Here is a 23,230-nt window from a genome sequence, read left to right as displayed (position 1 = left end):
GGAGGGTATATCTTATGAAAATTATTATGTTGGGTGCACCGGGAGCAGGAAAAGGAACTCAGGCGAAGAAAATTGCTGCGAAATATCAGATTCCGCACATCTCCACAGGAGATATTTTCCGCGCAAACATTAAGAATGGGACAGAACTGGGTAAAAAAGCAAAAACTTATATGGATCAGGGACTTCTTGTACCTGATGAACTGACCTGTGATCTGGTTGTAGACAGAATTCAGCAGCCGGACGCGGCAAATGGTTATGTGCTGGATGGTTTTCCAAGAACAATTCCTCAGGCAGAGTGTTTAACAGAGGCTCTGAATAAACTGGGAAGTAAAGTTGACTATGCAATCGATGTGGATGTTCCGGATTCCAATATTGTAAACCGTATGTCCGGAAGACGTGCCTGCTTAAAATGCGGTGCTACTTATCATGTTGTACATGCTGCACCGAAGGTAGAGGGTGTTTGTGATACCTGTGGAGAGAAACTGGTTCTTCGTGATGATGACCAGCCTGAAACAGTTCAGAAACGTCTGAATGTATATCATGAGCAGACACAGCCGCTGATCGATTATTATACTAAAGAGGGAATTTTAAAATCAGTAGATGGCACAAAGGATCTCGAAGAAGTTTTCGCAGATATTGTTGCCATCCTGGGAGAGTAATCGGGTGTTTTTAAACACCATCTGGAGGTAAAATGTCGGTTTCTATCAAGACAGAACATGAAATTGAACTTATGAGAGAGGCAGGACATCTGCTTGAGAAAGTGCATGATGGCCTGATCCCGTACATTAAACCGGGAGTGAGCACCAAGGAGATTGACCGTATCGGAGAACAGATGATACGTGATATGGGCTGTATCCCGAATTTCCTGAACTACGGAGGTTTTCCGGCATCATTTTGTATCAGTCTGAATGATGAAGTAGTTCATGGAATCCCTTCTGAGGAGAAGATTATTCAGGAGGGAGATCTTGTAAAGATTGATGCCGGTCTTATTTATAAGGGGTATCATTCTGATGCAGCGAGAACTTATGCGGTCGGTGAGGTTTCACCGGAGGCGCGTAAGCTGATGGATGTGACCAGAGAGTGTTTCTTTGAAGGACTTAAGGTTGCTCGTGCAGGAAATCATCTGAATGATATTTCCAAGGCAATCGGCGCACACGCTGCAAAATATCATTACGGAATTGTCCGTGACCTGGTTGGACATGGAATCGGCACTCACCTTCATGAGGATCCGCAGATCCCGAATTTTCCGCAGAAGAGAAGAGGAGTTCGTCTGATGCCGGGTATGACACTTGCTGTAGAGCCTATGATCAATCTGGGACGTGCAGATGTGGCATGGCTGGATGATGAGTGGACTGTTGTAACTATGGATGGTTCTTTGTCTGCTCATTATGAGAATACGATTCTTATTACAGACGGAGATCCGGAGATTCTGACTCTTACGAAATAATTGGACGACATACAGGAGGTTTAAAATGTCAAAAGCAGATGTAATCGAAGTGGAAGGCACTGTTCTGGAGAAGCTGCCTAATGCGATGTTTAAAGTGGAACTGGAGAACAAACATGTGGTGCTTGCACATATCAGTGGAAAGTTACGTATGAATTTTATTCGTATTCTTCCTGGAGATAAAGTTACGATTGAATTGTCTCCGTATGATCTGTCTAAGGGCAGAATTATCTGGAGAGATAAATAGGAAGATTATAGTTATACTGCTAAGAGAGTTGGAGAAATCTGGCTCTCTTTTTTATTTATATAAAGGGACGCAAAAATAATTCATTTCCTGTGCGATTTCGGTGTCTAAGATATTCTAAGTATTTAAAAATCTGCTAAAAGCATGAGAAGAAAAGTCTGGATTACTCGCTGCGCTCAGACAGTGACTTTTCTTCTCATAACGCAGATTTTTAAGTACTAAGAATATCTAAGACGCCTGCAAATGCACAGGAAATGAATTATTTTTCTATGCTGGTTATTGGTAAGTGAGGGGAGTGTTTTTGTGGGTAGGAGTTAGAATTTTTCTGGAGATATAGAAGAGATGTAGATATAGATAGAGATAAATGTAGAGATATATGAAATATGACGTAGTAATTATTGGCGCCGGACCTGGCGGCATTTTTCTGTTTATAAATTGATGAAACAAAATGAAAATCAAAGGTAGTAGTTGAGTGAGGGATGGAAAGTTGTGGATTTGGGGCAGGATGGGGATGAAATTGAGATGTTATGTGCGTGAAAATGGGGGAGAAAATGAAAAAATGCGATTTTACGCAAAAAAGTGCTTGCATTTTATATTTTGGTGTGATAATATGTAAGCCGAACGCGTGAGTAGTATGTATTTGTGCGCTCAAAAAACTGCAGATTTTAATGAATTTACGGAAGGAGGATTTCCAGTGAAAGTAAGATCATCTGTAAAGCCGATCTGCGAAAAATGCAAGATCATTAAAAGAAAAGGATCTATCAGAGTAATCTGTGAGAATCCAAAACACAAACAGCGTCAGGGTTGATTGACAGTTTAAAGTTTGTGTAACGTGCGGCTGCAGTGTGAGACGCCCGGAAGGGTTGTTCAGACTGTTAAGATAGTTTTAGCATGTATTGCCTAATACCGAGAGGCAACGTTGGCCCGTTGGCCGCAGTAATTCGGAAAGGCTGCTTTTCGCCAATTGCAGCTGGGTGTTTTACCGAGGCACCCCAATTAGGAACTAAGAAATAAGAAAGTGAAGTGACAGATACATCCCATTTCACCTTACAGGAGTGTATTTTACGAATGTAAGTGATGTACAGGCATCAGGGACTTTCAAAGTAGAAGATGGAGGAAACAGTACATGGCTCGTATAGCTGGTGTAGACTTACCAAGAGAAAAACGTATTGAAATCGGTCTTACCTACATTTATGGTATTGGTAGACCAAGCGCAGACAAAATCCTTGCAAAGGCAGAAGTTAATCCTGACACACGTGTCAGAGATCTGACTGATGACGAAGTAAAGAGACTCAGCGCAGTTATTGATGAAACAATGACAGTAGAAGGTGACCTTCGTAGAGAAATCGCCCTCAACATTAAGAGACTGCAGGAAATCGGATGCTACAGAGGTATCCGTCATCGTAAAGGACTTCCGGTTCGTGGTCAGAAGACTAAGACCAATGCAAGAACACGTAAAGGTCCTAAGAGAACAGTAGCTAATAAGAAGAAATAAATAAAGCTTTAAACATCTGATAAGCGTAAGCTGATCTTATGAGGAAGCTTGCATGGTCACTTAATGAATGACGAGTAAAGCGAGGAAATGAATTTAGTGAACATGGTGTTTCTTGTAACATATATTTGATTGATAAATAGGAAAGTGTAGGTTAGTTTTAAAATGGCTAAAGTGACTAAGAAAGCGACTATAAAACGTCGTGTCAAGAAAAACGTTGAACACGGACAGGCACATATTCAGTCTTCTTTCAACAATACAATTGTTACTCTGACTGACAATGAAGGAAACGCTCTTTCATGGGCAAGTGCTGGTGGTCTTGGATTTAGAGGTTCAAGAAAATCTACTCCTTATGCAGCACAGATGGCAGCTGAGACTGCAACAAAAGCTGCACTTATTCATGGTTTAAAAACTGTAGACGTTATGGTAAAAGGACCAGGATCAGGACGTGAAGCTGCAATCCGTGCCCTTCAGGCTTGCGGACTGGAAGTAACAAGCATCCGTGACGTAACTCCGGTACCACACAATGGTTGCCGTCCACCAAAACGCAGAAGAGTCTAATTTAGGAGGTATTTGAGAAATGGCAGTAAATAGAGTGCCTGTTCTGAAAAGATGCAGATCCCTTGGCCTGGATCCGATTTATTTAGGAATTGATAAAAAATCCACAAGACAGTTAAAACGTGCTAATCGTAAAATGTCTGAGTATGGTTTACAGTTAAGAGAAAAACAGAAAGCAAAATTCATCTACGGAGTTCTGGAAAAACCTTTCCACAACTACTACAACAAAGCTGACAGAATGCCGGGACAGACTGGTGCAAACCTTATGATCCTTCTTGAGAGCAGACTTGACAATGTTGTATTCCGCATGGGATTTGCAAGAACAAGAAAAGAAGCTCGTCAGATCGTTGACCACAAGCATGTACTTGTAAACGGAAAATGTGTAAACATTCCTTCCTACCTTGTAAAAGCTGGTGACGAGATCGAAATCAGAGAGAAATCCAAAGGTTCTGAAAGATACAAAGGTATCCTTGAAGTAACTGGTGGACGTCTTGTTCCGGAATGGATTGATGTAGATCAGGAGAATTTAAAAGGAACTGTAAAAGAACTTCCTAACAGAGAAGCAATCGACGTTCCTGTAAACGAGATGCTTATCGTCGAGTTGTACTCCAAGTAATCCATAGGATTATATCGTAGAAGATTACCTAGTAATATTTCTGCATTATGCGATTCAGTGGCTGATTTTATCATCCGCTGAATTGTAGTATTTGAATGAATACCCTCAAACTTTTATTAACCCAGAAGGAGGGAACCTTATAGTGTTTGATTTTAATAAACCTAAAATCGAGATTACCGAATTATCTGAAGATAAAAAATTTGGCAGATTCGTAGTTGAGCCTCTGGAAAGAGGATATGGAACTACACTTGGAAATTCTTTAAGAAGAATTATGCTGTCTTCCCTGCCGGGTGCAGCTGTAAGCCAGGTTAAAATTGATGGTGTGCTTCACGAATTCAGCTCCATTCCGGGCGTAAAAGAAGACGTAAGTGATATTATCATGAATCTGAAGAGCCTTGCTATTAAGAACCACAGCACGGACAATGAGCCTAAGACTGCATACATTGAGTGTGAAGGCCAAGGTGTTGTAACTGCAGCTGATATTCAGGCTGATCAGGATATTGAGATCATGAATCCTGATCAGGTAATTGCTACCTTAAATGGTGGTAAGGACTGCAGACTTGCTATGGAGCTTACTATTACAAAAGGCCGTGGATATATCAGTGCTGACAAAGGTAAATCTGATGATATGCCTATCGGTGTACTTGCAGTTGATGCAATCTACACTCCTGTAGAAAGAGTTAACATGATTGTAGAGAATACTCGTGTTGGCCAGGTAACCGATTACGATAAGCTGACACTGGATGTGTACACAAACGGTACACTTGATCCGGACGAGGCTGTAAGCCTTGCAGCAAAAGTATTAAGCGAGCACTTAAGCCTTTTCATTGACCTTTCCGAGAATGCAAAGACCGCTGAGGTTATGATCGAGAAAGAAGACAATGAGAAAGAAAAAGTTCTGGAAATGAGCATTGATGAACTTGAGTTATCTGTTCGTTCCTATAACTGCTTGAAGAGAGCCGGCATTAATACGGTTGAAGAATTATGTAACAAGACTTCTGATGATATGATGAAGGTTCGTAACCTTGGACGTAAATCATTAGAAGAAGTTCTTGCGAAACTGAAAGAGCTGGGATTACAGCTTCAGCCTACAGAAGAGTAAGAACATCTAACGAAAAGATATTATACGGTGGGAATGCCTAAGCAGTCGGACAGTAAGACCGAACAAGCGTGCCCGGCTGTCCCACAGATGGAGGAAAATTAAATGGCAAAATATAGAAAATTAAGCAGAACTTCTGATCAGAGAAAAGCATTACTGAGAAATCAGGTAACAAATCTGTTATACAATGGAAAAATCGTTACTACAGAAGCTAAGGCAAAAGAAATCCGTAAAATCGCTGAGAGCCTTGTAGCTATGGCTGTTCGTGAAAAAGATAACTTCGAAACTGTTACTGTAACTGCTAAAGTAGCTCGTAAAGACGCTGAAGGCAAGAGAGTAAAAGAAGTTGTTGACGGAAAGAAGAAAACTGTATACGATGAAGTACAGAAAGAGATCAAGAAAGATGCTCCTTCCAGACTTCACGCTCGTCGTCAGATGATGAAAGTTTTCTATCCAGTTAAAGAAGTACCTGCAAAAGGCGCTGGAAGAAAGAAAAACACAAAAGACGTAGATATGGTTGCTAAGATGTTCGATGAGATCGCTCCAAAATACGCTGACCGTAACGGTGGTTACACAAGAATCGTTAAGATTGGACCGCGTAAAGGCGATGCTGCAATGGAAGTACTGATCGAGTTAGTATAATTATATCTGACTTATATTTGTCCAAACGATAATGAGACTGCATATATATGGTGTCGGCCATGTATGTGCAGTTTTTATTTTATCTGAAATTAGCGGATTTTTTTGCTATTTATTGCCCTTGATTATTTATGCCAGATAGCGTAAAATCGTAGAGTATATAAATGTTGAGTTAACCGAATCAAGTAAGTCCCCTGCTTCAATTGCGAAGAGCAATAAGCAGTTACTTAATATTCGCTGTACTAGATGAGGAATACAAATGACAGCCAGGAGAATAAGAAATTGAGCCAGAATGCTACAAAGAAAAAATCAGGATTAGGTTATTACATCAGATTATTTCTGCTGTTAGTAGAATTACTGGCTGTTACACTTTTCCTATGGGGGAATGATATCAATTCCATATCTGCCACTACCCCTGAATTTAAATGGGAGAATTATAAGACGATCGCACATGCCTTAGGCGGTATTGGCGATAAGACATATTTAAATTCAAAAGAGAGTTTCCTGACGAGTTATCAGATGGGATGCAGATTATTTGAAGTCGACCTTGTGAAGACTTCTGACAATGTCTGGGTATGTCGCCATAGCTGGAATCAATCATTGGATCAGTGGGAAGGCGTTGGAAAGAATGTGTTGTCCTCAGAAGAGTTTATATCCAGACCTATCTGTGGAAAATATACTCCGATGACATTTAAAGATTTGTTAATGTTGCTGAGTGATTATCCGGATGCGTTTGTGATGCTGGATTCTAAGCAGTATTCTGTCCGGAATTACCAGAAAACACTTGAAGATTATGCCGATTATATCGAATTAGCTCAGGAGGCAGGTGTTCCTGATGTGATGGGACAGGTCATACCGGAAATTTACAATCAGGCCATGTTCGCAGGAACTGCGCTGCTATATAATTTTCCTGCTTATATTTATTCGTTATGGCAGGAATATTCCAAAGAAGATCTGACAGAGATTGCAGCATTTTGCAAAGAGAAAAATATTCAGGCAGCAACGGTTTATTATAAATACTGGTCAGAGGAAGTCCAGGAGATTTTTGACAAAAAAGGAATAAAGCTATATATTTATACTGTAAATAATCTGAAGGAAGCGCAGGGTTATATACAGAAAGGTGCGGCCGGTGTGTGTTCGGATTATCTGCAGGATACAGATTTTGAATAAAACAACTGTTTATTATTGTTTTGGAAATCCTGACGGTTTTCACCGACCGTATCGGCAAGATTGTTTCAAGAATCAACTTGTCGGTACAGCGAAATAATAACGGTGATCATATTATAAAGGAAATATAATACACAATGAAAATAAGAGTAATGGCTGCTGTTTTGGCAGCGAAATTTGTAGGATATGTATGTAAGAAAATGGGAAGACAGGGTGTAACCTGGGCGGGAAAAGTGGCAATTAAGATTTGTCCGGATATCCTGGAGCAGCTTTCTTCGCAGGTGAGAAAGGCAATCTTTGCAACCTGCGGTACTAATGGAAAAACAACTACCAATAATATGCTTTGTGCGGCATTAGAGGCGGAGGGACAGAAGGTAATCTGTAACCATACAGGCTCCAATATGCTTAATGGTGTTGTGGCAGCTTTTGTATTGGCGGCGAAATGGAATGGAAAGATTGACGCAGATTATGCCTGCATTGAGGCTGATGAAGCGTCGACCAGACATATTTTTCCGAGAATCAAACCAGATTATATGCTTTTGACAAATCTTTTCCGAGATCAGCTTGACCGTTACGGTGAGATTGATATTACCATGAATATTCTGGAAGAAATGATGCGTAAAGTGCCGAAAATGCAGATCATTGTAAATGGTGATGATGCATTATCCGCATACCTTGCCATGGATTCAGGAAATTCATATGTAACTTATGGAATCAGCAAGCCTGTGATCAAATCTGCAGCAAACGAGATCAGAGAGGGACGTTTCTGTAAATGCTGCGGTGAGAAGCTGGAATACAGATTCTATCATTATAGCCAGCTTGGAGATTATTACTGCCCGAAATGTGGTTTTGCAAGACCTAAGCTGAATTTTGATGCAGAGGATGTAAAGGTTGGTGACCAGCTGAGCTTTAATGTAGAAGGAAAGCATATTGTGGCAAACTATAAGGGCTTCTACAATGTATATAATATACTGGCAGCATATGCCGGTGTGAGAACGGCGGGATTTGATGGAACACATTTTGAGGATATGCTTAGCAAGTTCAATCCGGAGAATGGCCGTATGGAACAGTTCCGCATCAAAGGTACCGGAGTGACATTAAATCTTGCCAAGAATCCGGCGGGATTTAACCAGAATATTTCTGCGGTGATGCAGGATCAGTCTCCAAAAGATATTATTATCACAATCAATGATAATGCGCAGGATGGAACAGATATTTCCTGGCTCTGGGATGTAGACTTTGACCTCCTTGGCAATTCCACAGTAAAATCTATTACGGTAAGCGGAATCCGCTGTCAGGATATGCGTCTGCGTCTGAAATATGTAGATATTCCGTCTATTCTGGAGGGAGAGGTAGAGAAAGCCATCCGGGACAGAGTAGAGGATGGTGTGGGTAATCTGTATGTATTGGTAAATTATACAGCATTGTTTAGTACCAGAAACATTCTGAAGAAACTGGAGGGCGAGAAATAATGAAAATCACGATTGGACATTTATATCCGGATCTTCTGAATCTTTATGGCGACAGGGGAAATATTCAGTGCCTGATGAAGCGATGCCTGTGGAGGGGAATAGAAGCAGAGACGATTCCATTTGAGCTGGATGATAAAATAGACTTCTCAAAGCTTGATATCGTACTTCTCGGCGGCGGCTCAGACAGAGAGCAGATGATCGTATGTGAGAAGCTCCAGGAGATTCAGCCGGACTTTAAGGCTTATGTGGAGGATAATGGCGTTGTCATTGCAATCTGCGGTGGTTATCAGCTGCTTGGAAAGTATTATAAAACAGAACAGGGGAATATAAAAGGCCTTGATCTGGTAGATCTTTATACAGAGCAGGGCGAAGGAAGACTGATCGAGAATATCGTTCTGCAAAGTGACTTGTTTGACATGCCAATTGTAGGATTTGAAAATCATGGTGGCAGAACCTGCATCAATGGCAATAAACCATTAGGAAAAGTGCTTTATGGAAAAGGCAACGATGGCCGGTCAGGATACGAAGGAGTAGTATATAAAAATGTGATTGGAACTTATCTGCACGGACCGTTACTCCCGAAGAATCCACAGCTTGCGGACTGGCTTATCAGACATGCGCTGGAAAGAAAGTATGGAAAAGAAGTAGAACTTACACCATTGGATGACAGTCAGGAAAAAGAAGCAAATGACTATATATACCATAGATTTGTGAGAGGATAATTATGGCGAAATCATGTAATCAAAAAGGAAAAATCCTGTATCTGGAGAGAATGTTATCTGAAACTACCGGTGAGAAGCCGGTTTCCATGCAGGAAATTCTGACAAAGTTAGAAGAACGGGGAATACGCGCAGAGCGAAAGAGTATCTATGATGATCTGGAGACTTTACGTGATTTTGGAATGGAAATACACTATAGAAGAGGCCGCGAAGGCGGATATTTTACAGAAAATACGAAAAAAACAGAAGAAGGTTCCTCAGCTATAACCAATGAAGGTGAAGAGACGAAACATCAGGAAGCGGTGTCAGAGACAGGAGAAATAACAGCAAAAGCGACAGCTCAGAAAGAGCAGACTCTGTCAGGACGTGTTCCGGCACCGGTACCTGATCAGAATGCCGAGAATAAGAAAGAGCTGAAGCTTATATGTCAGAACTCGGCAAAAAAGAAAATCCTGCGTACATTTGGTCCGGAAGTTGTCTACAAGGAAAAAGGAGTAGATAGTTTTACTGTGACAGTCGAGGCAGGAGTCGACAAGGCATTATTTGGCTGGCTGGCTTCAATGGGCAGAAACGTACATATCCTGAAGCCTAAGAAAGTGGCCGTTGCCTATCGTGACTATCTCAAAAACATTGCGAGGGATTATAAGGGAATTGACAAATAAGCCGATAAATAAAGATAGAAAGGATCATGTTATGAAAAGAAGAGCAACTGCTATTCTGCTTGGAATAATGGTATCCTCCATGTTCCTGTCCGCATGTGAAAAGAATGATGCAAAAGAAGCAGCTAATGAAAGTGTCCAGGTAGAAGAAGAGGGCGTAGGTGAGGTAACAGAGGAAGGCGGGAAAGTAGAAGCAGAAAATAAACAGACCTCTGATGCTGATGACAGTAGCAAAACAGAGGGCAGCGAAGAATCAGAAGAAAAGAATTCAGATGCGTCTGAGAGCGAATCCGCAGGCAAGGATTCTTCTGAGAATAATTCGGATCAGTCAGACGATTCTTCAGACGATGAGGTGACAGAAGCTCCGGCTGGAAAAATCGGAGTGCTCCTTTCAGAAGAAGATGAGAATGCAAAGATTGACAGTGCGGCAATGACTTCGCAGATTGCAGATGGTGGATATGAGGCTGATGTTAAGAATGCAAACGGAGATTCAGCACTTCAGATTTCTCAGATACAGGAGTTCATTGATGAGCAGGTTTCAGCTCTTATTATTGATCCTGTAGATCCATATGGCCTGACAGATATCTTAAAAACTGCAAAGGAGCAGGAGATACCAGTTATTTCCTATGATACATTGATTCGCGATACTGCAGATATTAATTATTATGCTTCATATGATACCAGAGCAATCGGAAAAGATATTGCTGCTGAAATAGTCAAGAAGATGGATCTGGATAAGGCAAGGGAAGATAAGAAATCTTATACCATAGAATTTCTTATGGGATCTCCGGATGACAACAGTGCGCTGTTTTTGTGCAATGGAATCCAGGAAGGACTTCAGGAATATCTGGATGATGGAACTCTTGTATGTAAATCAGGAAATACATCATTTGATGACACTGCGATCATGAGATGGAGTGAGACATCTGCAAAGTCAAAGCTGGAATCGATAATAAAAGAGTTCTATATGGAAGAGAAAACACCAGATATTATCTGTACAGCGTATGATGAATTTGCATATGCAGCAGAGGAAGTACTAAGCGATAATGATCTGGAATCTGGAAGCGAAGAATGGCCGATGATCACTGGCTATGGCAGTGAAGTTCGGGTAGTAAAAGATATTGCAGCAGGTAAGATGTCGTTTACCATGTTTATGGATCGTGAAGAGCTTGCGAAGGGCGCAGCTCAGATGGCAATTGATTATCTGACGGGTGAGAAAGTTGATGTAAAAGATTATTCACAGTATGATAATGGTATGAAAATTGTGGGAACATTTACCTGTGGAGCGCAGGTGATCGATAAAGATAACTATCAGATTCTGGTGGATAACGGAACTTATACAGAAGATGAACTTGCGCCTGATCCAACGCTGACACCAGAGGCAACGCCAACGTCAGAGGCAACACCAACCCCTGAGGTAACTGATACACCAGAAGCAACATCAACCCCGGAAGATTCGTCGAAAGATGATTCGGAAGCGAAAACAACACCAACACCAGCTCCGGAGACTACACTGAAGCTGGCAAAAGATTAAAGAACAGATAAAACATCGAATCAGAAAGTGGCAAAAATATTACAGCCTACTCTGTGTACAGTAATACAAAAATTAATAGGGAAATATAAAAAGGCAGGAGAGATAGAAGAAACTATCTTTTCTGCCCTAAAAAAATGAAAATTACAGGAGAAAAATTATTCTCTGAATGTTAAAGAATCGTCAGACATAGAATCGATGATTGCAAGAGGCTCCAGACGGATTCCCATATCACGAATCTGCTGGCCGCCATGCTGGAAACCTTTCTCAATTACAATGCCGGCACCTTCAAGTGTAGCCCCTGATTTCTTAACGATATCGATCAGACCGAGAAGTGCACATCCATTGGCAAGAAAGTCATCAATCAGAAGAACATGATCTTCCGGACCAAGGAATTTCCTGGAAAGGATAACATCGTATACTTTCTTGTGAGTAAAAGACTCTACCTTAGTTGTGTACATTTCTCCATCCAGATTGACACTCTGTGCTTTCTTTGCGAAAACGACAGGTACATCAAAGTACTGAGCTGTGATACAGGCAATGCCGATACCGGATGCTTCAATTGTAAGGATTTTGGTAATTGGACAGTCAGAGAAGCGGCGTTTGAACTCTTTGCCGATTTCATTGATAAGAGTGATATCCATCTGATGATTCAAGAAGCTGTCTACTTTTAAAATATTTCCCGGTTTTACAATTCCATCCTTAAGAATTCGGTCTTTTAAAAGTTTCATAGATTTCTCTCCTTTATATATGTAATTTTGCAGTTACTGAATATAACAAATATGCCGGAAGATAATAAAATCTGACGGCAATAGATATACAGTAACATTTGCTATTTTGATAATTATAGATTATCATACGCTATAATTTGATTTCATGCAATTATTTTTGACAAAAAATCTAAAAATAATTATAATGAGTTCAAAATGGATGCACAAAAATATTTCAAACAATATAATTTAACCGATAAACTGCGGAGCAGTTATTCGGTTATGAATTTGTAAGTCAAAATAAATTACAAATATTCAAATACAGAAAGTGGAAAGATAATGAAAGAATATGAATTAATATGGGAAATTTTTAATAAATGTCCGCGCAATCAGATGCGGGATGTTTTTGTGGAAGAACTGGAACTGGACGATCCGGAAGAATACATTAAGAACAAATTTAAGGGTAAAGAGGTTTCTTACGAGAAAACCGTACTGGAAGATGGTACGATTATTTTTGATATCATAACTTCTCAAATAAAACAGCGCTGTTCCTTTACAGAAATTTGATAAATGTGGTATAATATTATTTACGTGTTACTGGACGCGGAGTTAACAGTAATATTTATGCTGTACAGACAGTAAAGCAGATGGAACTGTATCTTTGAATATATGATCCGTCTGATAGATAATCCGGTTATTGTTCGCATTCCGATACTGACAATGGAGTGAAGAGTAACGTAATCAGATTATTCTGAGAAAGAAAGGAAACTATTATGGGTGAAGAACAAAAGACACATGTACATGTGCTTGAGGATGGTACAGTAGTTGAGCATTCTCATGGAGAGCATGTACATCACCATAGTCATGCGCATACAAAAGCAGTATTGAATCGTATGTCTAGGGCAATCGGGCACATGGAGTCTATCAAACGTATGATAGAAGAAGGACGAGACTGCAGTGAAGTTCTGATACAGCTTTCAGCAGTAAAATCTGCCATTAATAATACAGGCAAGATTATCCTGCAGGATCATATTGAGCATTGTATTGTAGATGCAGTGGAACATGGTGACAAAGATGCGATTAAGGAACTTGAGATTGCAATCGATAGATTTATGAAATAAACGGTCGCTTCAGTGTATGGATGAGAGTATCATTTTATTGAAAACTGTTAGCTGCTGTTCAGCCTGTTCTTAGTAATATGGTTGACGGGACAGTGGCATGCGAACAGAAATCGAAAAATGACAGAATAAAAAGTAATATGCGTACTTACATGGTACGTAAATATAAAGGAGAATGTAACTATGGCAAAAGAATGTAGCAATACTTCATGTGACAAATCAAGCTGTGAGGGCTGTTCTTCCAAAGCAAACGGACCACAGAGTTTCCTTGCGGAAATGAATGCTCACTCAAATGTAAAACGTGTGATCGGAGTAGTCAGTGGCAAAGGCGGCGTAGGTAAATCCTTCGTAACAGGTTCTCTGGCAAATATGATGGCAGCTCAGGGATACAAGGTAGGTATTCTGGATGCTGATATCACAGGTCCGTCTATCCCGAAAATGTATGGATTAAAAGGCGCAGCAATGGCAAATGATGAAGGCATTTATCCAATGATCACGAAGAACGGAATCAAGGTAATGTCCATCAACCTTCTGCTTCCTACAGAAGATACTCCAGTAATCTGGAGAGGACCGGTTCTTGCAAATATGGTAAAACAGTTCTGGACAGACGTTATCTGGGGCGATGTAGACTATCTGTTTGTGGATATGCCCCCTGGAACAGGTGATGTTCCATTGACTGTATTCCAGTCCCTGCCAATCGAAGGAATCGTGATCGTAACTTCACCACAGGATCTAGTTAAGATGATCGTAAAGAAAGCCTTCAACATGGCTGGAATGATGAAAATCCCGGTACTGGGAATCGTGGAGAACTACAGCTATGTGAAATGTCCGGACTGCGGAAAAGAGATCAAAGTATTTGGTGAGAGCCATATTGACGAGATTGCAGCAGAGCTGAACGTTCCGGTACTTGGAAAAATGCCAATCGATATAGACTATGCGACAAAGGCAGACGGCGGTTTCTTTGCAGCAATTGACAATCAGTATATTACAGATGCTTTGGCAGTTATGCCGAAATAAGGCAGCTGTTAAAAAATTTAATCATGGTTATCAGATAATCTGATACAGACAAGTCCCCTGTTTGGTATTGCTTTTTGCAAACTGACAGGGGATTTATCTTGATAAAACAAAGTGTGTATACGCTCTAAAATATTTCTATAAAACGTTCTGCAGCCTGTGAAACAGATAGATTATCATGCTGTGCAAGCACAAGCTGGCGTTTGGGCAGAGGCTCTTTTAATGACAGAGGTGTCAGGTGATCATTTTCTTTTAGCATATAATCAGGGATGCAGGCAATACCAAGTCCGATCCGTGCCAGATCCAGAAGCAGGTCATTGCTGTTTAACTCTACTTCCGGAAGAAGCTTGAGATTGTGGGCGGCAAATGCCTCGTGCAGATATTCACTGGTCGTGCTTTTCTGGGAGAGCATAAGAATGGGATATTTTAATAGCTCCTGTAATTTAGTCTGTACGATATGCACAGGAAAGTAGTCTGTGTTTGCAACAAATACATCCTGAAATTCTTTTAATATACGAATCCGAAAATGACTGCCAAGCCTGGAATTTGGGTAGTTACATACAATCAGATCAGCCTGGCCTTTTTCCAGAAGCTCCACGCAGCCGATAGAAGTGCTGTTGATAACTTTGATCCTGACATCTGGATACATCTGATGAAATTTCTGCAGATAGTCAATAAGAAAATAGCGGCAGATCGTGTCACTGGCGGCAATGCGCAGCTGGCCTTTTATCAGATTATCGCCGGACAGGAGTGACTCTCCTTCATCCAGAAGCTGCAAAGCTGGTTTTACATGCTGAAGCAATAGCTCACCTTCGGGAGTCAGTACTACCTTCTTGGTACTTCGGATAAAAAGTGTCTGATTTAATTTTTTCTCCAAAGTTTTGACAGACTGGCTGACGGCTGACTGAGAGATAAATAACTGTCTGGAGGCCTCGGAGAAACTTAATGTGGTGGAAACATAGTAAAAAACTTTATATAGTTCCAGATTGATATCCATGGTTTTACTCCTTTTCTTATTGTTTACAATATTTATTAGATATACAGATAAATGATATAAGATATATTAATTTTACTAATGATATTTCTTATGATACTATATAGAAAGCAAATGTTCAAGCTGTGATGGCAGGCGTAAAAAGTATATTGCTTTATATACAGCAATGTGTATTTAACCGAATCAAGTAAGTCCCCTGCTTCAATTGCGAATATCCGATTGACAAGAGAGATGCATGCAGATCGCAGAAGGAAGGATTGCAACAGCAGATGTATGAGAATATGATACACAGAAGAAAGGAGTTTCTATTATATTATGAGTAACGTAAGACGTGTCTATGTAGAAAAGAAACCGGCCTTCGCTGTACAGGCAAAGGAATTAAAACATGAGGTCAGCAGCTATCTGGGAATTAAATCTGTAACAGCAGTACGTGTGCTGATCCGCTATGATGTAGAAAATATTTCTGATGAAGTTTTTGATAAAGCATGCAAAACTGTTTTTGCAGAGCCACCTGTAGATGATTTATATCTGGAGAATTTTGAGGCAGCAGAAGGCTCCCGCATCTTCTCTGTAGAATTTTTACCGGGACAGTTTGACCAGAGAGCAGATTCTGCTGTTCAGTGTGTACAGTTCCTGGATGAGAATGCACAGCCTATCATTCGTTCCGCAACTACTTATGTAATTGAAGGAACTATCACAGATGAAGAATTTGATGCTATCAAGCATCACTGCATCAACCCTGTAGATTCCCGTGAGACAGGTCTGCAGAAACCGGAAACACTGGTAACTGTTTTCCCGGAACCGGAAGATGTTAAGATTTTTGACGGATTTAAGGAAATGCCGGAAGCAGAATTAAAGGAACTTTATGATTCTTTAAATCTTGCCATGACATTCAAGGATTTCCAGCATATCCAGCATTATTTCAAAGAAGAAGAGAAACGTGACCCGTCCATGACAGAAATCCGTGTACTTGATACATACTGGTCTGATCATTGCCGTCACACAACCTTCTCCACAGAACTGACAGATGTAAAATTTGACGAAGGTGATTACAAAGCACCGATCGTAGATACTTACAAGAAATATCTTGCTGACAGAGAAGAACTTTACAAAGGCCGTAAGGACAAATTTGTCTGCCTGATGGACCTGGCTCTGATGGCTATGAAGAAACTGAAAGCAGAAGGAAAGCTTGCTGATCAGGAAGAATCTGATGAGATCAATGCCTGCAGTATTGTAGTTCCTGTAGATGTTGACGGTAAAGAAGAGGAATGGCTGATCAACTTCAAGAATGAGACACATAACCATCCTACTGAGATCGAGCCATTCGGTGGTGCAGCTACCTGCCTTGGCGGTGCAATCCGTGACCCGCTTTCAGGACGTACTTATGTATATCAGGCAATGCGTGTAACAGGTGCGGCAGATCCTACTGTTTCTGTAAAAGAAACTCTCAAGGGTAAACTTCCGCAGAAGAAACTGGTAAGAAGCGCAGCTCATGGCTACAGCTCCTATGGAAACCAGATCGGTCTTGCAACAGGCTATGTAAAAGAAGTTTATCATCCAAATTATGTGGCAAAACGTATGGAGATCGGTGCTGTTATGGGTGCTGCTCCAAGACGTGCGGTTATTCGTGAGAACTCTGATCCGGGAGATATCATTATCTTACTTGGAGGACGTACAGGACGTGACGGTATCGGTGGTGCTACCGGTTCTTCCAAGGTTCATACAGAAGCTTCTATCGAAGTGTGCGGCGCTGAGGTGCAGAAAGGTAATGCTCCTACTGAGCGTAAGATCCAGCGTATGTTCCGCCGTGAAGAAGTCAGCCATATTATCAAGAAATGTAATGACTTTGGTGCAGGCGGTGTTTCCGTTGCTATCGGTGAGCTGGCAGCAGGTCTGAGGGTAGATCTTGACAAGGTTCCGAAGAAATATGCAGGTCTTGACGGAACTGAGATCGCAATCTCCGAATCTCAGGAACGTATGGCTGTAGTAGTTGACCCGAAAGATGTAGATACTTTCCTTGGCTATGCAAATGAAGAAAACCTGGAGGCAATTCCTGTCGCAGTTGTAACAGAGGATCCTCGTCTGGTACTTGTATGGAGAGGAAAAGAAATTGTAAATATTTCCCGTGCATTCCTGGATACTAACGGTGCACATCAGGAAACAACTGTAGAAGTAGAAATCCCCAACAAAGAAGGCAACCTCTTTGAAGAGCGCCCGGATGTAGCTGATGTAAAAGCTAAATGGATGGAAACTCTGGCAGACTTAAATGTATGCTCTCAGAAAGGACTTGTGGAAATGTTCGACGGTTCTATCGGAGCTGGCAGCGTATTTATGCCATACGGTGGTAAATATCAGCTTACAGAGACTCAGTCCATGGTTGCCAAGGTTCCGGTACAGAATGGTAAAACAGATACTGTAACCATGATGAGCTATGGCTTTGACCCGTATTTATCCTCCTGGAGCCCATATCACGGAGCTGCTTATGCAGTGACAGAGTCCGTTGCAAGAATCGTGGCAACAGGCGGTGACTATAAGAAAATCCGTTTCACATTCCAGGAATATTTCCGCCGTATGACAGAAGATCCTAAGAGATGGAGCCAGCCTTTCGCAGCACTTCTCGGTGCTTATGCAGCACAGATGGGATTCGGACTTCCATCCATCGGTGGTAAGGACAGTATGTCCGGTACATTCAATGATATTGATGTACCTCCGACACTGGTATCTTTCGCTGTTGACGTTGCGAAGATCCAGGATGTGATCACACCGGAATTAAAGAAAGCAGGAAACAAACTGGTATGGCTTCGCGCACCGAAGGATCAGTATGATCTGCCGGATTATGCAGGAATCATGGATCAGTATGAAAAACTTCATAAAGATATGCAGGACGGCAAAGTTGTTTCTGCTTATGCACTTGACCGCCATGGTATTGCAGCTGCAGTTGCAAAGATGGCATTTGGTAACGGCATGGGCGTGAAGATCGAGCATAACCTTGATCCGAGAGATTTCTTTGCACCTGGATTTGGTGATATTATCCTGGAAGTTCCGGATGGTAAGGTTGGTGAGCTTTCCATCACTTATACAGTGATCGGTGAAGTAACTGCTGACGGTAACTTCTCCTATGGAAATACAGTGATCACTGTAGACGAAGCTGAAAATGCATGGAAAGGTACTCTGGAAAAAGTATTTAAGACAGTTTCTTCTGAGAATGACAAAGAGGCGGCTGACAGAGATGAGAAGCTTTATCGTGCAGACAGCATCTATGTATGCAAGAACAAAGTTGCAAAACCACGTGTATTTATTCCTGTATTCCCTGGAACAAACTGCGAGTATGACAGCACACGTGCGTTTGAACGCGCAGGTGCGGAAGTGGATGTAAAAGTATTCAAGAACCTGACTGCTGAAGATATCCATGATTCTGTAGAGCTTTTTGAGAAAGCAATCGATCAGGCACAGATCATCATGTTCCCGGGCGGATTCTCCGCAGGTGACGAACCGGATGGTTCTGCGAAATTCTTTGCAACTGCATTCCAGAATGCGAAGATCAAAGAAGCTGTTATGAAGCTGATCAATGAAAGAGACGGTCTGGCACTTGGTATCTGTAACGGATTCCAGGCTCTGATCAAGCTTGGTCTTGTACCTTACGGTGAAATCTGCGGACAGAAAGCAGATTCTCCTACACTGACATTTAATACTATCGGACGCCATATCTCCAAGATGGTTTATACTAAGGTTGTTAGTAATAAATCTCCTTGGCTGCAGAAGGCACAGCTTGGCGGTGTATACTGTAACCCGGCTTCACATGGTGAAGGACGTTTCGTTGCAAATGAAGAATGGCTGCAGAAGCTGTTTGCAAACGGACAGGTTGCAACTCAGTATGTAACTCCGGATGGACAGCTCAGTGTTGATGAAGAATGGAATGTCAATGGTTCTTATATGAACATTGAAGGTATTACCAGCCCGGATGGACGTATCCTTGGTAAGATGGCACATAGCGAACGTCGCGGGGACGGAGTTGCTATTAATATCTATGGGGAGCAGGATATTAAAATATTCGAGTCTGGTGTGGAATATTTTAAGTAAAATATTTTCCAGACGGAAGGTTCCCAGAGGAAGGACAGAAAGCGCTGTCCCTCCTCTGGACTCCACCCTTGCGCTTCTTTTTGGGAGCGCTGGGATTGTGGTGTGGAGGAGAGTATTAACTTTGCGGATTTGCCTGGTTGGGTAGGTTGTGAAGTGGGAAGTGAAGAAGATTAGAGTATAGTCTCTAAAAAAAGATATGATTTAACGAAAGGGCGGCTGCTTGGGCAGCGCCCTTTTTTGAGTGTGAAGGTCGCCACGGGGCAGAATATGCCGGAAAGCATTGAATTTGTTGCAGTTTAGACTACTAAGGCATTTGAGGAAATTACTATAGTAGTAATGAACTGCTTAGATGCAATGTTATAGATTTTTATTGATGAAAATAATAAAAACTATTGCAATTTCGGGGCTTTTTGAATATACTATATGTAACAGAGTTGCCCGAAGCCTTTTTGGCATTGGGGACCAAGCTGAGACTTGTGCTCAGCTTTTTTACGTTAAGGAGTGATTTTATGGATTTGAAAAAGCCATTGACCTTTGATGAGCAATTGGATAAGTTAGCTGCCCATGGGATGATTATCAGAGACAGAGAAAAAGCAAAAGATATTTTGAAAAGAGTAAATTATTATCGTTTTACGGGTTATGCTTTACAATTCAGACAAGATCCTTCTTATGGAAAATTTCAGCAGGGAGAAAAATTATTATAAAGATAGTCTGATTGTGAAGCATCATAAAATAAAATACTCTAGTAAAATGCCATTGTGGGTTATTGTGGAATTAATGTCTTTTTCTAATATGTCTAAATTATATAGTTCTATGTATTATTCAGAAAAAGATGCTATTGCTCATATGGTTGGTACTGGAAGAGATACGTTAGAAAATCATCTTCATTGTTTATCGGTTTTACGAAATAAATGTGCACATGCGGCTAGAATGTATAATACAGATTTTAATCCTCCGGCAAAGTTTACAACATCATTTTTGAGAAAACATCCAGAAATAAAGAATAATTCATTATTTGCGTATACGCTTGTCCTGTTAAAAAGATTACCAGATGAGAGTAGTAAAAAATCTTTGATTCAAAACGTGGAAAATGTGATAAGTGAGTATAGTGATGATATTGATTTGAACTTGATTGGATTTCCGGAAAACTATATGGAAATTATGAAAAATAGTCTGTGATAAATAATGGAAACGCTGGTTAATGTACAGCATTCCTTGTATGGATGGCTGGGTATAATCCAGCGCCTTTCTTTTTGTGATGGCAAGTGTTGATGCTAACTTTAGGATTTAAAAATTACAATTTTCACTAATTGCAGATGCCTTTCGGAGAAAATCAATTATTTGTCTGTATTTACCATTATTAATGGTAAATACAGATTTGACAAAACTAATTATAAAAATTGCGGATTATATTTTCCGCGAAGATGACAATGCTCGGAAGGGAATAGGTGATATTATGGGAGGAAAAGTTCTGGAATTGGAATCTGAAAGACTTAAAGCAGAGGGAGAAGCTCGACTGGGAAGCCTGATTACTCGACTGGTTTAGGATCAGAGAACTGAAGAAATCCCGATTGTATCAACAGATTCTAAAAGACGTGAGCAACTATATAAGGAATATGGTCTTTAACCGAATCAAGTAAGTCCCTTGCGGGGGGTGCGAAAAGCAATAAGCAGTAGGATGAAAGGAATATGATCTTTCTCCTGCTGCTTTTTTCTGAATAAATCCACAATAATTAGATATGACTGTTTTATTGGAGATTAAAAATAATATTGTTTCTGTAAGCTGAAAGAAATTCAAGAGATATAGATTTTAATGCGTTAAAGCGATAAAAATATAGCTTTAAACTATAACTGGCACTAGGTATTATGAATTGGCATAATCAGAAGTGTAGTGGTATAGTATGTTCATGCTCAACGGAGCGGGGAATAAGAGAGAGGGAGAATGAGATGTCTGGGATTGTGATTGAGAAGGTCCGGAAGTCTTTTGACACGAAGGATGGCGTGGTCGAGGCTTTGAAGGATGTGAACCTGAATATTGATTCCGGTGATATATATGGAATTATCGGTATGTCGGGGGCAGGTAAGAGTACATTGGTACGATGTATGAATTTTCTGGAGGTTCCTACAGAGGGACAGGTTCTGATAGATGGGAAGGCTCTTGGAGATTTGACAGAGAAGGAATTAAGAAAACAGAGGGAAGAGATCGGTATGATCTTTCAGCATTTTAATCTGCTGATGCAGAAGTCGGTGATTGATAATGTCTGTTTTCCACTTTATATAAAAGGAAAGAAGAAGGCAGAGGCCAGAAAGAGGGCAGCAGAGCTTTTGGAGATCGTTGGTCTGGGAGACAGGCAGAATGCTTATCCTGCACAGCTCTCCGGTGGTCAGAAGCAGAGGGTTGCCATTGCAAGAGCACTTGCATCGGATCCGAAGATTTTACTTTGTGACGAGGCTACCAGTGCACTGGATCCGCAGACTACTTCTTCCATTCTGGAATTGCTGAAAAAGATTAATAAGCAGTTTGGAATCACCATAGTGATCATTACTCATCAGATGTCGGTTGTGCGTGAAATCTGTACACATGTGGCGATCATGTATGAGGGTGAAGTGGTTGAGAAAGGACTGGTTGCAGATATTTTTGCAAATCCTCAGTCAGAGGTTGCCAAAGAACTGATCCGAAAGGATACAGGCTCTGATATCGACGCAGACAGCAGACTGGATGCAGGCAGGGAAAAAGGACAGGCAGAGATTAAAAGCGGTGAGAAGATACGAATCGTATTCTCTGAGAATTCAGCTTTTGAGCCTGTGATCGCAAATCTGATCCTTACCTTCGGAGAACCGGTAAATATCCTGAAGGCAGATACCAAGAATGTAGGTGGTGTAGCCAAGGGAGAGATGATACTGGAGTTTATGGAGGGCAGTACCAGGACAGAAATGATGAAACAGTATCTGAAAGAAAAAGGTTTAGCAATCGGGGAGGTGACAGAATATGTGGGATCATGAGACAATAATGATGATCGTCCAGGGTGTGGGAGAAACACTTTACATGACAGTTCTTTCCACAGTTCTGGGATACCTGTTCGGACTTCCTATGGGAGTGCTGCTGGCAGTGTCTGATAAAGAGGGACTGAAACCAAATGCAGTGTTGTATAAGATACTGGATGCCATCGCAAATATTGTGAGAAGTATTCCGTTTCTGATCTTACTGATCCTGTTGATTCCTTTTACCAGAGCAGTGGTGGGAAAGAGCTATGGATCTACAGCAACGGTAGTGCCACTGGTAGTGGCAGCCATTCCTTTTATCGCACGAATGGTGGAATCTTCTATTAAAGAGGTGGATGCAGGTGTGATCGAGGCAGCCAGAGCTATGGGTGCCAGCAATATAAGGATCATCGTGAAGGTTCTTCTGGTAGAAGCCAGAACTTCACTTATCACAGGAGCAACGATTGCAATCGGAACTATCCTTGGTTATTCAGCCATGTCCGGTGCAGTAGGAGGAGGCGGACTTGGAGATATCGCCATCCGCTATGGATATTACAGATATCAGTCAGATATTATGATCGTCACAGTTATTCTGCTGGTAGTTCTGGTGCAGATTTTCCAGTCAGTGGGAATGATGATCGCAAATAAGATTGACAGAAGAAAGTAGTTTTAAGAAATCGTTGATTATAAAA

Annotated in this window: 24 protein-coding genes; 22 read left to right on the top strand and 2 right to left on the bottom strand. The window is 41.1% G+C overall.

Annotation, left to right across the window (positions count from 1 at the left end):
• Window positions 1–14 precede the first annotated feature (14 nt).
• The 14 genes from ACTNC0_RS05500 to ACTNC0_RS05435 all read left to right on the top strand — a co-directional run bounded on the left by ACTNC0_RS05500 (window position 15) and on the right by ACTNC0_RS05435 (window position 11,643).
• Window positions 15–659 (top strand): adenylate kinase, encoded by a 645-nt coding sequence (locus tag ACTNC0_RS05500; protein ID WP_008707277.1) that lies wholly within the window; start codon window positions 15–17, stop codon window positions 657–659.
• Between the two features lie 32 nt (window positions 660–691).
• A complete protein-coding gene (gene map, locus ACTNC0_RS05495) occupies window positions 692–1,447 on the top strand; it encodes a type I methionyl aminopeptidase (RefSeq protein ID WP_117675245.1) in 756 nt (251 codons plus the stop codon).
• Between the two features lie 25 nt (window positions 1,448–1,472).
• Entirely contained in the window at window positions 1,473–1,691 is a 219-nt protein-coding gene (gene infA / locus ACTNC0_RS05490; RefSeq protein ID WP_005428560.1) for a translation initiation factor IF-1, read from the top strand.
• A gap of 691 nt (window positions 1,692–2,382) precedes the next feature.
• Entirely contained in the window at window positions 2,383–2,496 is a 114-nt protein-coding gene (gene rpmJ / locus ACTNC0_RS05485) for a 50S ribosomal protein L36 (protein WP_003497809.1), read from the top strand.
• 318 nt (window positions 2,497–2,814) lie between these two features.
• Complete coding sequence (rpsM, locus tag ACTNC0_RS05480; RefSeq protein WP_008707282.1) at window positions 2,815–3,183, top strand: 30S ribosomal protein S13; 369 nt, start codon at window positions 2,815–2,817, stop codon at window positions 3,181–3,183.
• Between the two features lie 162 nt (window positions 3,184–3,345).
• Window positions 3,346–3,741, top strand: a complete 396-nt coding sequence (rpsK, locus tag ACTNC0_RS05475; RefSeq protein WP_441086628.1) for a 30S ribosomal protein S11 — start codon at window positions 3,346–3,348, stop codon at window positions 3,739–3,741.
• A 19-nt stretch (window positions 3,742–3,760) separates the two neighbouring features.
• Window positions 3,761–4,354, top strand: a complete 594-nt coding sequence (rpsD, locus tag ACTNC0_RS05470; RefSeq protein ID WP_117675243.1) for a 30S ribosomal protein S4 — start codon at window positions 3,761–3,763, stop codon at window positions 4,352–4,354.
• A gap of 142 nt (window positions 4,355–4,496) precedes the next feature.
• Window positions 4,497–5,456 (top strand): DNA-directed RNA polymerase subunit alpha, encoded by a 960-nt coding sequence (locus ACTNC0_RS05465; protein ID WP_441086627.1) that lies wholly within the window; start codon window positions 4,497–4,499, stop codon window positions 5,454–5,456.
• Between the two features lie 102 nt (window positions 5,457–5,558).
• Complete coding sequence (locus ACTNC0_RS05460; RefSeq protein WP_117675239.1) at window positions 5,559–6,095, top strand: bL17 family ribosomal protein; 537 nt, start codon at window positions 5,559–5,561, stop codon at window positions 6,093–6,095.
• 279 nt (window positions 6,096–6,374) lie between these two features.
• Complete coding sequence (locus ACTNC0_RS05455) at window positions 6,375–7,262, top strand: phosphatidylinositol-specific phospholipase C/glycerophosphodiester phosphodiesterase family protein (protein WP_441086626.1); 888 nt, start codon at window positions 6,375–6,377, stop codon at window positions 7,260–7,262.
• A 134-nt stretch (window positions 7,263–7,396) separates the two neighbouring features.
• Entirely contained in the window at window positions 7,397–8,731 is a 1,335-nt protein-coding gene (locus ACTNC0_RS05450; protein WP_441086625.1) for a MurT ligase domain-containing protein, read from the top strand.
• A complete protein-coding gene (locus tag ACTNC0_RS05445; RefSeq protein WP_441086623.1) occupies window positions 8,731–9,453 on the top strand; it encodes a type 1 glutamine amidotransferase in 723 nt (240 codons plus the stop codon). Before ACTNC0_RS05450 ends, ACTNC0_RS05445 begins: the two co-directional genes overlap by 1 nt.
• Window positions 9,454–9,455: 2 nt before the next feature.
• A complete protein-coding gene (locus ACTNC0_RS05440; RefSeq protein WP_441086622.1) occupies window positions 9,456–10,112 on the top strand; it encodes a WYL domain-containing protein in 657 nt (218 codons plus the stop codon).
• Between the two features lie 31 nt (window positions 10,113–10,143).
• On the top strand, window positions 10,144–11,643 hold the full coding sequence (locus tag ACTNC0_RS05435; protein WP_441086621.1) for a substrate-binding domain-containing protein: 1,500 nt from the start codon (window positions 10,144–10,146) through the stop codon (window positions 11,641–11,643).
• 155 nt (window positions 11,644–11,798) lie between these two features.
• On the opposite strand, the gene ACTNC0_RS05430 is transcribed toward ACTNC0_RS05435, so the two are convergent.
• Window positions 11,799–12,371 carry a xanthine phosphoribosyltransferase gene (locus ACTNC0_RS05430; protein WP_441086620.1) on the bottom strand — a complete coding sequence of 191 codons (573 nt, stop codon included), beginning with the start codon at window positions 12,369–12,371 and terminating at the stop codon, window positions 11,799–11,801.
• 318 nt (window positions 12,372–12,689) lie between these two features.
• Here ACTNC0_RS05430 and ACTNC0_RS05425 point away from each other — a divergent pair, with 318 nt between their 5' ends.
• The 3 genes from ACTNC0_RS05425 to ACTNC0_RS05415 all read left to right on the top strand — a co-directional run bounded on the left by ACTNC0_RS05425 (window position 12,690) and on the right by ACTNC0_RS05415 (window position 14,485).
• Window positions 12,690–12,917, top strand: a complete 228-nt coding sequence (locus ACTNC0_RS05425; protein ID WP_117675225.1) for a hypothetical protein — start codon at window positions 12,690–12,692, stop codon at window positions 12,915–12,917.
• A 206-nt stretch (window positions 12,918–13,123) separates the two neighbouring features.
• A complete protein-coding gene (locus ACTNC0_RS05420; RefSeq protein WP_118136634.1) occupies window positions 13,124–13,471 on the top strand; it encodes a metal-sensing transcriptional repressor in 348 nt (115 codons plus the stop codon).
• A 180-nt stretch (window positions 13,472–13,651) separates the two neighbouring features.
• Entirely contained in the window at window positions 13,652–14,485 is an 834-nt protein-coding gene (locus tag ACTNC0_RS05415; RefSeq protein ID WP_441086619.1) for a P-loop NTPase, read from the top strand.
• Window positions 14,486–14,609: 124 nt separating this feature from the next.
• Here the strand turns inward: ACTNC0_RS05415 and ACTNC0_RS05410 are convergent, their stop codons facing one another.
• On the bottom strand, window positions 14,610–15,479 hold the full coding sequence (locus ACTNC0_RS05410; RefSeq protein ID WP_441086618.1) for a LysR family transcriptional regulator: 870 nt from the start codon (window positions 15,477–15,479) through the stop codon (window positions 14,610–14,612).
• 312 nt (window positions 15,480–15,791) lie between these two features.
• Between ACTNC0_RS05410 and ACTNC0_RS05405 the strand changes: the two genes are divergently transcribed.
• From ACTNC0_RS05405 to ACTNC0_RS05385, 5 genes are all read left to right on the top strand, one after another.
• Window positions 15,792–19,556: a phosphoribosylformylglycinamidine synthase gene (locus ACTNC0_RS05405; protein ID WP_026648311.1), complete on the top strand. Its 3,765-nt coding sequence runs from the start codon at window positions 15,792–15,794 to the stop codon at window positions 19,554–19,556.
• 509 nt (window positions 19,557–20,065) lie between these two features.
• Complete coding sequence (locus ACTNC0_RS05400; protein ID WP_441086617.1) at window positions 20,066–20,260, top strand: hypothetical protein; 195 nt, start codon at window positions 20,066–20,068, stop codon at window positions 20,258–20,260.
• Entirely contained in the window at window positions 20,226–20,735 is a 510-nt protein-coding gene (locus ACTNC0_RS05395) for an Abi family protein (RefSeq protein ID WP_441086616.1), read from the top strand. Before ACTNC0_RS05400 ends, ACTNC0_RS05395 begins: the two co-directional genes overlap by 35 nt.
• 768 nt (window positions 20,736–21,503) lie before the next feature.
• Window positions 21,504–22,559, top strand: coding sequence for a methionine ABC transporter ATP-binding protein (locus ACTNC0_RS05390; protein WP_019162464.1), 1,056 nt, complete (start codon window positions 21,504–21,506; stop codon window positions 22,557–22,559).
• A complete protein-coding gene (locus ACTNC0_RS05385) occupies window positions 22,546–23,205 on the top strand; it encodes a methionine ABC transporter permease (RefSeq protein ID WP_008707324.1) in 660 nt (219 codons plus the stop codon). Before ACTNC0_RS05390 ends, ACTNC0_RS05385 begins: the two co-directional genes overlap by 14 nt.
• Window positions 23,206–23,230 lie beyond the last annotated feature (25 nt).

It is taken from the genome of Blautia sp. HCP3S3_B11, assembly GCF_052064435.1.
Lineage (GTDB): Bacteria > Bacillota > Clostridia > Lachnospirales > Lachnospiraceae > Blautia_A.
The sequence above is the reverse complement of the archived record's forward strand: the minus strand, read 5'-3'. Positions and strand labels throughout refer to the sequence as shown.